At 52.2% G+C, this 14,862-nt stretch carries 11 protein-coding genes and 1 pseudogene; 5 read left to right on the top strand and 7 right to left on the bottom strand.

The genetic code is table 11. From position 1 onward, the window contains the following. The 5 genes from NA624_RS04665 to NA624_RS04645 form a co-directional block, all read right to left on the bottom strand. Positions 1-849: a PTS system mannose/fructose/sorbose family transporter subunit IID gene (locus NA624_RS04665; protein WP_000178065.1), complete on the bottom strand. Its 849-nt coding sequence runs from the start codon at positions 847-849 to the stop codon at positions 1-3. Then, on the bottom strand, positions 827-1,606 hold the full coding sequence (locus NA624_RS04660; protein ID WP_000228866.1) for a PTS mannose/fructose/sorbose/N-acetylgalactosamine transporter subunit IIC: 780 nt from the start codon (positions 1,604-1,606) through the stop codon (positions 827-829). The genes NA624_RS04665 and NA624_RS04660 overlap by 23 nt, the downstream gene beginning before the upstream one ends. Before the next feature lie 25 nt (positions 1,607-1,631). Further along, entirely contained in the window at positions 1,632-2,093 is a 462-nt protein-coding gene (locus tag NA624_RS04655; RefSeq protein WP_000634729.1) for a PTS sugar transporter subunit IIB, read from the bottom strand. 14 nt (positions 2,094-2,107) lie between these two features. Further along, a complete protein-coding gene (locus NA624_RS04650) occupies positions 2,108-2,530 on the bottom strand; it encodes a PTS sugar transporter subunit IIA (RefSeq protein ID WP_000820693.1) in 423 nt (140 codons plus the stop codon). Positions 2,531-2,631: 101 nt separating this feature from the next. Further along, complete coding sequence (locus NA624_RS04645) at positions 2,632-5,397, bottom strand: sigma 54-interacting transcriptional regulator (RefSeq protein WP_001224220.1); 2,766 nt, start codon at positions 5,395-5,397, stop codon at positions 2,632-2,634. Positions 5,398-5,533: 136 nt separating this feature from the next. On the opposite strand from NA624_RS04645, the pseudogene NA624_RS04640 reads away from it, so the two are divergent. Further along, positions 5,534-5,608, top strand: a pseudogene (locus NA624_RS04640) (GNAT family N-acetyltransferase); the annotation flags it as partial. A gap of 111 nt (positions 5,609-5,719) precedes the next feature. On the opposite strand, the gene tsr reads toward NA624_RS04640, so the two are convergent. Next, positions 5,720-7,381 (bottom strand): methyl-accepting chemotaxis protein, encoded by a 1,662-nt coding sequence (gene tsr, locus NA624_RS04635; protein WP_000919524.1) that lies wholly within the window; start codon positions 7,379-7,381, stop codon positions 5,720-5,722. Between the two features lie 366 nt (positions 7,382-7,747). Here tsr and btsT point away from each other — a divergent pair, with 366 nt between their 5' ends. From btsT to yjiA, 3 genes are all read left to right on the top strand, one after another. Then, on the top strand, positions 7,748-9,898 hold the full coding sequence (btsT, locus tag NA624_RS04630; protein ID WP_000379928.1) for a pyruvate/proton symporter BtsT: 2,151 nt from the start codon (positions 7,748-7,750) through the stop codon (positions 9,896-9,898). Between the two features lie 94 nt (positions 9,899-9,992). Further along, complete coding sequence (locus NA624_RS04625; RefSeq protein ID WP_000460616.1) at positions 9,993-10,196, top strand: YbdD/YjiX family protein; 204 nt, start codon at positions 9,993-9,995, stop codon at positions 10,194-10,196. A gap of 10 nt (positions 10,197-10,206) precedes the next feature. Then, complete coding sequence (gene yjiA / locus NA624_RS04620) at positions 10,207-11,163, top strand: GTPase (RefSeq protein ID WP_000187838.1); 957 nt, start codon at positions 10,207-10,209, stop codon at positions 11,161-11,163. A gap of 115 nt (positions 11,164-11,278) precedes the next feature. Here yjiA and NA624_RS04615 read toward each other — a convergent pair whose 3' ends face one another. Beyond that, positions 11,279-12,247 carry a hypothetical protein gene (locus tag NA624_RS04615; protein ID WP_000452026.1) on the bottom strand — a complete coding sequence of 323 codons (969 nt, stop codon included), beginning with the start codon at positions 12,245-12,247 and terminating at the stop codon, positions 11,279-11,281. 141 nt (positions 12,248-12,388) lie between these two features. On the opposite strand from NA624_RS04615, the gene hsdR reads away from it, so the two are divergent. Next, positions 12,389-14,812: an EcoAI/FtnUII family type I restriction enzme subunit R gene (hsdR, locus tag NA624_RS04610; RefSeq protein WP_000774455.1), complete on the top strand. Its 2,424-nt coding sequence runs from the start codon at positions 12,389-12,391 to the stop codon at positions 14,810-14,812. Positions 14,813-14,862: the final 50 nt, after the last annotated feature.

The following is a 14,862-nucleotide window of genomic DNA, read 5'->3' as shown; positions in this document are numbered from 1 at the left end:
TTAAAATAACCCTATCCAAGAACCGAAAATTCCCACCAGCGCAATACCGCCAATGATGGTTAACGGTTTCACTTTTTTCCCTAACAGCCAGTACACAATGGCGAAGCTAATTAACGGCAGCAGACAAGGCATGATGTCGTTAATAATGTCCTGAACATGGGTTTTCGCCTCTCCCGTACCAAACGTAATGGGAATGGTGATATCAATCATGGAGGCCGTCATCGCGCCAACCACCATCAGACCGATAATCGAGGCGCCATAGGTTAGGCTTTCCATCATTCCGCTTTGCTGAATACGTTGCAGTACGCCGGTTCCCAGCACATAGCCCCAGCGGGTAAAGAACCATCGGGCCAGAATATGCGGTACGTTAAACACCAGCAGAAATAAAATCGGCCCCAGAATATTGCCTTTCAGCGCCAGACTGGTACCGATGCCAGTGGCGATAAGACGCAATGTTCCCCAGAAAAAAGAGTCGCCAATACCCGCCAGCGGCCCCATTAACGACGCTTTGACGTTATCGATAGAACTGGCGTCCATCTCTTTTTGCTGGCTATTTTTCTCCTCCATCGCCACGGTAATACCGAGGATCAACGTCACAATGTGCGGCGTGGTATTAAAGAAAGCCAGATGGCGTTTTAGCGCTTCGGCAAGATCTTCTTTTCGGCTATACAGTTTCTTTAATACCGGAATGAGCGTATAGACGAACGCCAGGTTCATTTGTCGTTCATAGTTCCAGGAAAACTCCATCTGGAATGACCGCCAGAAGACGCGGCGTAAATCACGCGCGGTGACCAGACCAGTGGTTTCCGCCTGCTGGCGGTCTTTATCAGAAATCATCTTCATCGTCATGAGACGCTCCTTGCGCAGGTGCCGGTTGCGAGGCCGCAAATTTCGGCATATTGACCATCACGACGGCGACGATCGCGCCGAGAATCGCAATACCCGTCACCGGAATTTTTAAATACGCCATTAAAACAAAACCGAGGAAAAAATAGGGGGCGACCTTTTTATTAATTAATAAGCGCGCCAGCATGGCAAAACCCAGCGCGGGAATAATACCGGTGGCAACGCTTAATCCATGTTTAATAAACTCTGGAATGGCATCCAGAAAACCTTTAACCATATTCACGCCCGCTAAATAAGAGACCGTGACGATAATCCCCAACGTCAGCGACAGCCCAATGCCGGAGATTAAATGCATACGCTCAATGCCCCGGGTATCCCCTACCTCAGCGTAAGCATCGGCTTTATGACAGAGCAACGGAATAAACATTCCGTTATAGATATTTTTCACAATTAACGCCAGTGTCGCGATAGGCAAACCTAATAACAGCGCGGTTTCCGCCCCGGCGCCGGAATTAATCGCAAAGGCCACACCTAAAATACCGCCAGTGACCACATCCGGCGGCAGCGACGCACCCACCGAAAAGGAACCGATAAACGCCAACTCCAGCGTCGCGCCCATCACAATTCCGGTTTCCATGTCGCCCAGCACCAGTCCGGTTAACAGTCCGGTCACGATAGGTCTGGAAATCAGCGACGTCCCTAATGCATATTCAGACTGGGCGATAAACGCCACCAGTCCAAGTAAAAGCGCCTCTACCATAATATGTCCTCAGGAGGGTATCCGCTCAGGCAAAAAGTTGTTTACGATCGTTAGGCACCAGCCGAATTTCTATCTCTACTCCGCCAGCCGCCAGCTCCCGAAGTTGAGTCATTTCATCCGCTAACAGATTGATGGCTTTAGCAATATTCTGACTCCCTTCACGCACCTTCGTGCCGCCTAAATTAATACTTTTAATGTCGGGTAATTCGCGCGCCAGCCGGTACGCATCCGCCACGGATTCAACAACAATAAAAAGTTTATATTTATCGGTAACGCCGCTTTTTATCGCTTCAATTGAATCGGCAATATTTTTAATAACCAGCTTCACCGCGGGCGGCTTCGCCATTTTAATGGTGGTTTTACGCAGGTCATCATTAGGTACGCTGTCGTTGGCAATTAAAATACAGTCGGCGCCAACGTACTGCGTCCAGGAAAAGGCGACCTGTCCATGTAATAAACGATGATCCACCCGTAAAAAAACAATCATGACGCTTCCTCCCCTTAAAAATCTTTATCGCTTTGCATGGCGCTGGTGATAGTTTGATTGCAGTACTGAATATTTTCTTTTGAATCCGCTAACGCCGTCATTATGGTATGCGTGGTATTGCCATCGTTTTCCGACATAAAGAGATCGATAACCAGCGGCAGGTTAATCCCTGCCAGCAGATGAAAATTTTCCCGTGATAAATAACGGACAAATTCATTATTCACGCTGCCGGCAAAAATATCGGTCAGCGCAATAATTTCATCTTCCGGCGGGATCCGGGCAATTAGCGTATCTACCTGCTGGCTTAAATCCACGCTCTCTTCAACGTAAGCGCACAGCGTCCAGACATTTGACCGTTTGCCTAAAATCAGCTCCACGGAGTTTAAAACCCCGCTGGCCAGCGTGCCGTGGCTGGCGAAAATATAATGTCTCTTCATCCTGACCTCTAAAACACATTCCACTGTGATAAAAGAGAGCAAGCGGCGTGCCAGAAAAAGTGGCGCGCCGAAAAAAGATGCGGGTTAACAGAGAGGAATCGTTAAAACTGTTGATCTTGCTCGATAAGTTCTGTTTCGAAGGTCAGGATATTATGGATATAGCCAAGCTCGGCGGTGGGGATTTTGACACTGTAGTTACTCTCAATGACACTAAACGCTTCCCGTAGCCGATTCAGTTCCTGTTCCGGACACTGTTGTCCACTATAAGCAGTAATGCCCGCATGGCGGATCAGACGCTCAATCAGGCAACTAATATGCACATAGAGCGCCACCTTTCTTTCATTCGAGACGGTAACGCCCGCCAGATGCTCATAGCGCAGCAGAAACTGCTCAACGTGGTTGATGACTTTACTGGTGTCGAGGATGGTGACGGATTCGATCACTCGTCGGAGCGAGAAGTTTTTCAGCAGCAGGTTATTGATCTCCGCCACCTGCTCCGGCGTGGTCAGCGAACCAAACAGCCGCATCAGATAGTGATTCCCCTCGCCGGAGATCAGCGAGTCGAGCGAAATCCACGGCACGCTGGCGATGTGCGGGTCCAGAGTGCCGACTATCGCCAGTACGTCGTAGCGCATAAATACCGGCTCCTGGGTTTTATTGCTCGCCAGCATCGCATAATCGCAGGCGACGACGTCAATCTCCAGCGCCTGCGGAATACTGGCGCTCAGTAATGCGCAAAGATTCGTCGCCACACCGATACCGGTCGCGCAGGTGGTCAGTATGGCGCGCGGTTTGTTGCTTTTCGGCCAGTAGAGCTGATACTCGACCGGCACATCCCGGGCGATATCGCGGGCGATCTCTTCAATAAAATGCCCCTGTAAAATACGCTCCCCGACATACAGGGCCATGCTGGTCGAGACGTTGTTGATAATCGTCACCGGCGTGGAAAGCGCGCGATCAAAATGACGATGAATGGCCTTGAGCGATCCCATATCCACCAGAATCATCAGGCCAGAGGCGAGCGGGTGCCCTTCCAGATAGCGCATCACCTGCTGCGCTATCGCCTCCGGCGTGACGTCCAACGGCATATCGAACGATTCAAAAATCGTATTTTTCAGTAACCGGTTGGCGACGTTGGCGATACTGCTGGCGGTGGCATAGCCGTGCGCCAGAATCACCGCATGCGTCACCTGTTTTTGGTTGTTAGCCCCCTGTTTATGCAGCCAAAGCGCCAGCAGCAGCATATCAATGCGTCTCGGCTCCAGATCCAGCTTCTGGCCCAGCGTCTCCAGAATTTGTAAACAGAAGCTGTACAGCAGCGGATATTTCTGGGCGAGGAAGGCGTCCAGTTGGCGGATCTGCTCGCTGTTGAGACGAGAAGGCGCCAGTGCGGTACGATGGATTAAATAGTGGCTAAGCGCGTAAATACAGTTGCCGTTAAGCTGCATATTGAAACGCTTCTCCAGACGATAAAACTCTTCCCGCACCTGGCTTGTAATTAACAGCAACCGCTGGGAGTGCACATTATCGTCGCCGGTAAAAATCAGACGATCGAAGAGAGCTTCAATTTCATCGCCCATTCTTTTTTGTACCGTCTCCCACCCCTCTTTCCCGCTACGTACCAGCTCGTACAGCGCCAGCACATGACACTGCGTATCATGGATCATGCCCTGCATCTCGTCGCGGGCGCGCAGCAGCCAGGTCAGGTTCGTGTCGGGCGTGATGCTCACCGGCGTGTCGTCCGCCAGCGATTCATTTAGTGACGGCAATGCCGACAGCATGGCATCCGGCAGATCGTGCAGCGACACGGTAACGGTTTCCTGCCCAGGCTTTTTCGCCCATGCCGTCGCCACCGCATACTTCACCACATTTTTCAGTTCGCCGACGTTGCCGCGATAAACATACTGATTGAGGATCTGCAACAAACGCGGTTTGAGGATAAGCGTGGCCGAGAGTTTTTTCGCCTCCGTCCAGAAAAACAGTAAGATCAGCGCCTCTTTTTCCTGGCGGCTGCGGTGCTGGAGATCCGGCAGGTTGACCTGAATCGGGATGCGCCGCAAAAATGTCGTCAGAAAGGTACTGTGTATCTCTTCGGTCGTCGCAAATACCAAACGTACCGAAACCGGATGCCCCTGCGCGGTGTCGCCTACCCGATAAATTTCACCACGATCGAGCCAGGTAAAGAGCTTCTCCTGCCCTTCGGCGCTCAGCCGGTGGACTTCATCCAGAAATAACATGCCGCCGTCAGCCGCCTCGAACGCGCCCGGTCTGTCGCTCTGCGCGCCGGTAAACGCGCCCTTCACATAGCCAAAAAGATTCGCCGCCAGCAGTTCGGGATTGCTCGCATACTGGGCGCAATTAAAACTGATAAATGGCGCATCCGGCGACAGAAGCGCCTGGGCGATGGCATATTCGTGCATGAGCTGCGCCAGATAACTTTTCCCGGTGCCGCTTTCGCCGGTCATCAGTAGCGGCAGTCCGCCGTCGGGATAAAAAAGCGCGGTTTTCAGTTGCTCAATCGGGCGCTTCAGGCTTTCGTTATGGCCAATCAACAGGGAAAAGTGATCGTCCGGCGCGCACTCCTGTTCCCCGTGCGCTAACAGCTCCGCGACGCTGGCGTATTCATTACGCGAAAGGGTAAAAAACTGTTGGCTAAATGCCTGCTTATGCAGGAAATAGACGGGACGGGTATTGATTTTGCAGAGCACGCCCTGCGCCACCAGTTGGTTCAGATAATGGCTGGCGGTATTGCGCTGCATATTAAAACGCTGCGCCAGATAGCGCGCGGTAAACACCTCACTGACATTTTCCGGATCAAAAAAATCCGTTTGGTTCATCAGGAAAGCAAGCAGGGCATCTTTGCGCATCGTATCCTCTCACGATTATCACATCAGCAATTATGATGCCGCGAAACAAGGCTCTCCTGTCGTGCAATCTCTTGCTTTATTCATTTTTTGTGGATCACCGCACACCTTCACTCAACGTTGGATTAGCGCGCGATATCAGAAAAGAGAGGAGGAAGCGGCGCACGGCCTGGCGTATAAATCACGCTGCGCCATGCGCCTGATGCTGGTTTAAAATCGGCCTGCGCGGACTGCCAGGCCTGATAAGCGAAGCGCCATCAGGCAAAAGTGTGAGCATCTCATTCGGCCTACGGTCATCTGTAGGCCGACTGTTCACCATACGCCCTTAAAACGTTTCCCAATTATCGCTGCCATCGGCCACAGCGGCCTTTGGTGACGACACGGCTGCCGGGGTTTTTACCGCTGCCACTTCACGCGCACGCTGCTGTTGCTGTTGAATACGGAACACCGCGACGGCCTGGGTCAGACGGCTGGCTTGCTCTTCCAGCGCCGCAGCCGCGGCGGCGGATTCTTCCACCAGCGAGGCGTTCTGCTGCGTTACGCGATCCATCTCCGCTACCGCCAGGCCCACCTGGTCGATACCACGGCTTTGCTCGTCGGACGCCGAGGCAATCTCGCCCATGATATCGGTCACGCGGGTCACTGCATTGACGATCTCATCCATGGTTTCACCGGCGCTTTCGACCAGCGTCGAACCCACATCAACACGGCTCACGGAATCCTCAATCAGACTCTTGATCTCCCGTGCCGCCTGCGCGCTACGCTGGGCCAGATTACGGACTTCACCGGCCACCACCGCGAACCCGCGTCCCTGCTCGCCTGCGCGCGCCGCTTCTACCGCCGCATTCAGCGCCAGGATATTGGTCTGGAAAGCAATACCGTCGATTACGCTGATAATATCGGCGATTTTCTGCGAACTGGAGGCGATATCGCGCATTGTTTGTACGACGTTATCCACCACTTTGCCGCCTTTTTGCGCTGTTTCAGAGGCGCTCAATGCCAGGTGACTGGCCTGACGGGCGTTTTCGGCGTTCTGTTTCACGGTGGCGGTCAGTTGTTCCATACTGGCGGCGGTCTCTTCCAGAGACGCTGCCTGCTGCTCAGTACGGGAAGAGAGATCGTTGTTGCCCATCGCAATCTCGCTGGCGCCGCTATAGATCGCATTCGCGCCGTTACGTACATCGCCAACAGTACGCATCAGTTCACTTTGCATATGACGCAGGTTTTCAGCCAACTGCCCCATTTCGTTGGAGCCTTCCACGTCGATACGCTTCACCAGATCGCCGCTGGCGATATGACGAATGCTTTCAATCAGACGATTCATCGGGGCGATAAGCGACAGTTTGATGCCGAACCAGACGGCGATAATGACCACCAGAACGGCAATCAGCACACTGACCAGTACCCACATCGCCTGGTTGTAGGAACTGTTGTTATCCTCAACAGCAATATCGTACAGACGATCGTTTTGCTGCATATAGGCCATGTACTGCTTCTCAAAAGCGTCCTGATAGCTTTGAGTCGGTTGATCAAAAAACTCGTTAATCTTACCCGCGCCAAGAAGCTGAATAAGCTCCGCCAATGCGCCGTGGTAGATATCATAGGTTCGTTTGATCTCAAGGAAAGCCGCCTCACTCTGACGTGAATCGCGCGGTAATGACTCATACTGCGCCCAGTTTTTTTCGGTCAGCTTCAGCGCATTGGTCGCCCCCTGCATCAGTTCAGCGACAGTTGCGCCGCTGCCAATATTGCTCTGGTCCATCATCCAGCGGATACCCGCGCGATTCAGGGTATTACGCGTTTGCAACAGCTCCACCCAGGTTGAATTCAGGGCAGACTGCTGCTGACGAATGGTTTGCAATACGGTGAAGTTTTCTTTGTCATTCTTCAGTGAGTTGAAGAACAGCCCGCCGGATGTCAGTTGTAAAAGGCCAAATAGCGCCAATACCAGCAGTAAGCTGGTAACAATTTTAATTCGTTTTAACATGTTTTCTCTTTCCGCTAGACAGATACAGAATTTTCGGCCTAGAAAGGGAAAACTTTATGGGATGCGCGCCATTAATATCACGATTAGCTCAGTTAAGTCGTTATGACGCCCCGCGCAACAAGGATCGTCCCATTTTATATCGTGATCTCAATCACATAAAATAGCCCACGCCCTCCTCCGCGAAACCGCTTACCGGTACGTCCGACCGCTTAAACCGCCATACAACCACTCACTGATTTACCTAACTTTACGCGCGCGATGATCTGGCAAGATCCTCTCAGCATAGCAGTCAATCTACCTCCTCAAACACGAACTCAATGTCCACCCAGCTTCGGCTGATAATTAAACTTACAACCAGGTTTTACTATGGATACGAAAAAGATATTCAAGCACATACCCTGGGTGATTCTCGGAATCATCGGTGCTTTCTGCCTCTCGGTCGTTGCCCTACGTCGGGGTGAACACGTGAGCGCCCTGTGGATCGTGGTCGCTTCCGTTTCCGTCTATCTGGTGGCTTACCGCTACTACAGCCTGTATATCGCCCAGAAGGTCATGAAGCTCGACCCGACGCGCGCGACGCCGGCGGTCATCAATAACGACGGCCTGAACTACGTGCCGACTAACCGCTACGTGCTGTTTGGTCACCACTTCGCCGCCATCGCCGGCGCAGGTCCGCTGGTCGGGCCGGTATTGGCCGCGCAGATGGGCTATCTGCCGGGGACACTGTGGCTGCTGGCGGGCGTGGTGCTCGCGGGCGCAGTGCAGGACTTTATGGTGCTGTTCATCTCTTCCCGCCGTAACGGCGCCTCTCTTGGCGAGATGATCAAAGAAGAGATGGGTACCGTTCCAGGCACCATCGCGCTGTTCGGCTGCTTCTTAATTATGATCATCATCCTCGCGGTGCTGGCATTAATCGTGGTTAAAGCGCTGGCCGAAAGCCCGTGGGGCGTCTTCACCGTCTGCTCAACGGTGCCGATTGCGCTGTTTATGGGCATCTACATGCGCTTCCTGCGTCCGGGACGCGTAGGCGAAGTCTCCGTTATTGGTATCGTGCTGCTGGTGGCGTCTATTTACTTCGGCGGCGTGATTGCCCACGACCCGTACTGGGGCCCGGCGCTGACCTTTAAAGACACCACCATTACCTTCGCGCTGATCGGCTACGCCTTTGTTTCCGCGCTGCTGCCGGTATGGCTGATCCTCGCCCCGCGCGACTATCTCGCTACCTTCCTGAAAATCGGCGTGATCGTCGGTCTGGCGCTGGGGATTGTAATCCTCAACCCGGAACTGAAAATGCCGGCGTTGACGCAGTACGTCGACGGTACCGGCCCGCTGTGGAAAGGCGCTCTGTTCCCGTTCCTGTTCATCACCATCGCCTGTGGCGCCGTCTCTGGCTTCCACGCGCTCATCTCTTCCGGTACCACGCCGAAACTGCTGGCCTGTGAGACCGATGCGCGTTTTATCGGCTACGGCGCGATGCTGATGGAGTCCTTTGTTGCGGTGATGGCGCTGGTGGCGGCCTCGATCATTGAACCGGGTCTCTACTTCGCGATGAACACCCCGCCGGCAGGTCTGGGCATTACCATGCCAAACCTGCACGAGATGGGCGGCGAGAACGCGCCGCTGATTATGGCGCAGTTGAAAGACGTTACCGCACATGCAGCGGCGACCGTCAGCTCCTGGGGCTTTGTGATTTCCCCGGAACAAATCCTGCAAACTGCGAAAGATATCGGTGAACCGTCAGTATTGAACCGCGCAGGCGGCGCGCCAACGCTGGCAGTAGGTATCGCGCATGTGTTCCACAAAGTCCTGCCGATGGCGGATATGGGCTTCTGGTATCACTTCGGTATTCTGTTCGAAGCGCTGTTTATCCTGACCGCACTGGATGCGGGTACTCGTTCCGGCCGCTTTATGTTGCAGGATTTGCTGGGTAACTTCGTCCCGTTCCTGAAAAAAACCGATTCTCTGGTCGCGGGTATCATCGGTACCGCAGGCTGCGTCGGTTTGTGGGGCTATCTGCTGTATCAGGGCGTGGTCGACCCGCTGGGCGGCGTGAAGAGCCTGTGGCCGCTGTTCGGTATCTCTAACCAGATGCTGGCCGCCGTGGCGCTAGTGTTGAGCACCGTGGTACTGATCAAAATGCAGCGCACCAAGTACATCTGGGTGACGGTGATCCCGGCGGTATGGCTGCTGATCTGCACCACCTGGGCGCTGGGCCTGAAACTGTTCAGCGCCAACCCACAGATGGAAGGTTTCTTCTACATGGCAAACCTGTATAAAGAGAAGATTGCCAACGGCACCAACCTGACCGCGCAGCAGATTGCCAACATGAACCATATCGTGGTGAACAACTACACTAACGCTGGTTTGAGTATTCTGTTCCTGGTGGTGGTGTACAGTATTATCTTCTACGGTTTCACCACCTGGATGAAGGTACGCAACAGCGATAAACGTACCGACAAAGAAACCCCGTATGTGCCCGTGCCGGAAGGCGGCGTGAAGATCTCTTCACACCACTAAAACTGATGCCGGGTAGCGCGCAGCGATCCCGGCTAGTGTAGGCCGGATAAGGCGCAAGCCGCCATCCGGCTTTATTCATTAACAGGACGGCAGAATGTTTGATACTTTAGGTCAGGCAAAAAAATATCTCGGCCAGGCGGCAAAAATGTTGATTGGTATTCCGGACTACGACAACTATGTCGAGCACATGAAAACCAACCATCCCGACAAGCCGTACATGACCTATGAAGAGTTCTTCCGCGAACGTCAGCAAGCACGTTACGGCGGCGATGGCAAAGGCGGTATGCGCTGTTGTTAATGGAGAGACTATGACCCCGATTGCAGTTACCCTACTTACCGGTTTTCTTGGTGCCGGCAAAACCACCCTACTACGCCATATCCTCAACGAACAACATGGTTTTAAAATCGCCGTTATCGAAAACGAATTTGGCGAAGTCTCCGTTGACGATCAACTGATTGGCGATCGCGCCACACAGATCAAAACCCTGACCAACGGCTGCATCTGCTGTACCCGCTCCAACGAGCTGGAAGATGCGCTATTAGACCTGCTCGACAGCCGCGACCGCGGCGATATTGCTTTCGACCGCCTGGTGATTGAATGCACCGGCATGGCTGACCCCGGCCCGATTATTCAGACCTTTTTCTCCCATGACGTATTATGCGAACGCTACCTGTTAGACGGCGTGATTGCGCTGGTCGACGCGGTGCACGCTAACGAGCAGATGAACCAGTTCACCATCGCCCAGTCGCAGATAGGCTACGCCGACCGTATCCTGCTGACCAAAACCGACGTGGCAGGCGACAGCGAGAAGCTGCGCGAGCGGCTGGCGCGTATCAACGCTCGCGCCCCGGTTTACACCGTGGTACACGGCGATATTGACCTGAGTCAGTTGTTTAATACCAGCGGCTTTATGCTGGAAGAGAACGTGCTGGCAAGCCAACCGCGTTTCCACTTTATTGCCGATAAACAGAACGATGTGTCGTCAATTGTGGTGGAGCTGGATTACCCGGTGGATATCAGCGAGGTTTCGCGGGTGATGGAAAACCTGCTGCTGGAATCAGCGGATAAACTGCTGCGTTACAAAGGGATGCTGTGGATCGACGGCGAACCCAACCGTCTGCTGTTCCAGGGCGTGCAGCGTCTCTACAGCGCCGACTGGGACAGACCGTGGGGCGACGAAACGCCGCACAGCACGCTGGTATTTATCGGGATCCAGTTGCCGGAAGACGAGATTAGAGCGGCGTTTGCGGGGTTAAGGAAGTAACCCGCATCAAGGCCATCACAGAATGATGGCCTTCAGAGCAGATATGGCACTCTCTATTCACCGTTACCATATTATATCCTCCACCAGCGCACCACTACATAATGATAAATACAAACTACCTTAACCACGAGGGGATATTATACTCCGGCAAATGCTCCACACTATAAGTATCTCTCCTGTCGCTCCCTTTTTTGCAGGTGATCTCATAGAAACCCCACTTATCATTTTTATCCGAATAAAACACAGTATATTTATCAGTATTAAAACCAAAATATTTTTCGTTTTTATTCTTCACTTCCAATTCACCGCACTTTGCTTCATTGCGCCATTCATGGTTGATGGTCTTTTTTAGCACAAAATAAGCGACATCACCAATCAACATAGGAACAAGCAGAAACAAAAACATAGACATAATAAAAGCACCTGTTAATGTAAAGATTCGATACCCTTTTGCTTTATCACCGTAACGCAGAAATAGCCCATAGCAAATAGGTTGTGATAACCACAGGAAAAACATAAGAAATGCGGTGGCTTTCCAACAATATTCTAACCATGGAGAAGAGGATAGCTCCAGATTACTGATTTGCCAGAAAATGCTGGCAGAGTAACTACTAGTAAAAACAAAAACACCTGAAAATGCGGTAACCGCCAAGCCGATTACCTTAAAGGTTTTTGCTGTATTATTTCTGGCAAAATCTAAAATAGTCAAAATGCTACTAATGAGGATAGAGACTGAAAATAAAATAGCTAACCAATACGTTATGGTGTTGACAAACACATTAGCAGACAACAACAAAAGCAAAAAAATTGACCATGCAGTTAGCGATAGAATACCAGCAAACCGAGTCAATAAATGATCATTGTCTGTGCGTACAAAGAAACTGATATATTCCCTAATTCGATTTTCTTGAGTGCAAGAGAATATTAGAATAGATACAAAGAGAAATGCAACCAGGTAACTTTTTAAAGGAAATTTATAGGGGATTAAATAGATTGCGTTCACGCCATAGACAATCACCGCAGAATCTAATTTTTTCTGTTTAAAATGTTTAAGAAAGGATCTCCAAATCTTAATAACTTCCATATTAAAACCTTATATGTTGGGTACAGAATTCACGAATTCATCTAAAACAGAGACTTAACACCAATAATGCACACAGAGTGTAATGATTTCATCTGATTTTGTGTGTAGAATTTGCGCATCGCTATTAGATGAGAATCCCCAATGGCTGACCTGAACCTGAGTACCCTGACGGAAGCAGACATCATCACCAAACGCGTTATGCCCGCCATCCTGAAAGCTGGCTGGAACAACACAACGCAAATCCGGCAGGAGGTCAAACTCCGGGACGGTAAGGTCATCGTGCGCGGTAAAGTGGCGGCGCGCAGAACGGTGAAATCCGCCGATATCGTGCTCTATCATAAATTAAACATGCCGCTGGCGGTGATTGAGGCCAAAGCCAATAAGTATGAAATCGGCAAAGGGATGCAGCAGGCGCTGGGTTATGCGCACCTGCTGGACGTTCCTTTCGTCTTCGCTACCAATGGCGATGGCTTTATCTTCCATGATAAAACGGCAACCGGCGCGATTGAGCGAGAAATTACCCTCGACGAATTCCCAACGCCTGACGAATTATGGCAAAAATACTGCGTCTGGAAGGGTTACACGCAAGCCCAGCTCCCGGTGATTACTCAGGACTACTACGACGATAACACCGGCAAATCGCCGCGCTACTATCAGCTACAGGCCATCAACAAAACCATTGAAGCCGTCTCAGCCGGGCAAGACCGCGTTCTGCTGGTGATGGCGACCGGAACGGGGAAAACCTACACCGCCTTCCAGATAATCTGGCGTTTATGGAAAGCGAAAAGTAAAAAGCGGATCCTGTTCCTTGCCGATCGCAACATTCTGGTCGATCAGACCAAAAACAACGACTTCCAGCCGTTTGGCACGGCGATGACCAAGGTCACCGGGCGCACCATCGATCCGGCATTTGAAATCCATCTCGCGCTGTACCAGGCCATCACCGGCCCGGAAGAAGATCAAAAAGCCTTTAAACAGGTGGCCCAGGATTTCTTTGACCTGATTGTCATCGACGAATGCCATCGCGGTAGCGCCTCGGAAGACAGCGCGTGGCGCGAAATTCTCGACTATTTCAGCGCCGCCACGCAAATTGGCTTAACCGCCACGCCGAAAGAGACCCATGAAGTCTCCAGCACCGATTACTTCGGCGATCCGGTATATACCTACTCGCTCAAAGAGGGTATCGAAGACGGCTTCCTTGCCCCTTATAAAGTGGTGCGCGTCGATATCGACGTCGATCTCCAGGGCTGGCGTCCCACCAAAGGCCAGATGGATAAAAACGGCGAGCTGATCGACGACCGTATCTACAACCAGAAAGATTTTGACCGCACGATGGTGATTGATGAGCGTACCGAACTGGTGGCGAAAACCATTACCGATTACCTCAAACGTACCAATCCGATGGATAAAACCATCATCTTCTGTAACGACATCGATCACGCAGAGCGGATGCGCCGCGCGCTGGTCAATCTCAACCCGGAACAGGTCAAAAAGAACGACAAGTACGTGATGAAAATCACCGGCGATGACGACATTGGCAAAGCCCAACTGGATAACTTTATTAACCCCAAAAAGACTTATCCGGTTATCGCCACCACTTCCGAACTGATGACCACCGGCGTCGACGCAAAGACCTGCAAACTGGTGGTGCTGGACCAAAACATTCAGTCGATGACCAAATTCAAGCAGATCATCGGTCGCGGCACCCGCATCGATGAACGCTACGGCAAGCTGTGGTTCACCATCCTCGATTTCAAAAAGGCTACCGAACTGTTCGCCGACGAACGTTTTGACGGCATCCCGGAAAAGGTGATGGACACCACGCCGGAAGATATCGCCGACCCGGACTCCGACTTTGAAGAGCAGTTCGACGAGCACGAAGAAGAGACTGAAGATGACATCACCGGTGCCAATGAAGATCCCGCGCCGTATACCGTCACCGGTTCAGACGATGTCGGCCCGCTGCCGGAAGATGACGAGAACAAAGTGCGCAAGTTTCACGTTAACGGTGTCGCCGTGGGCGTGATTGCCCAACGTGTGCAGTATTATGATGCCGACGGCAAGCTGGTCACCGAATCCTTCAAAGACTACACCCGCAAAACGTTGCTCAGAGAGTACGCCTCGCTGGATGATTTCACCCGCAAATGGCAGGACGCCGAGCGCAAACAGGCCATCATCAAGGAGCTGGAGCAGCAGGGGATTATCTGGGAAGTGCTGGCGGAAGAGGTCGGTAAAGAGCTCGACCCGTTCGACATGCTCTGCCACGTGGTGTATGGTCAGCCGCCGTTAACCCGCAAAGAGCGAGCAGAGAACGTGCGCAAGCGCAACTACTTCACCAAATACTCCGACGCCGCGCAGGCGGTGCTGAATACGCTGCTGGATAAATACGCCGACGCAGGCGTGCAGGAAATCGAGAGTATTCAGGTGCTGAAGCTCAAGCCGTTCGACAGCATGGGTACACTGCCGGAGATCATTAAAAGCGGATTCGGCGACCGTAACGGGTATAATCAGGCCATCAGCGAGCTGGAGAGCGAAATCTACCACTTACCGCCCCGCTCCGCGTAACCACTCCCCTTTTGCGCCTTCTGCTGCCACCGCGTAGCAGAAGGCCTTAT

The organism is Salmonella sp. NW38 (genome assembly GCF_051807745.1).
In the GTDB taxonomy this organism is placed as follows: Bacteria; Pseudomonadota; Gammaproteobacteria; order Enterobacterales; family Enterobacteriaceae; genus Salmonella; species Salmonella enterica.
This window is presented reverse-complemented; position numbering and strand designations above follow the sequence as displayed.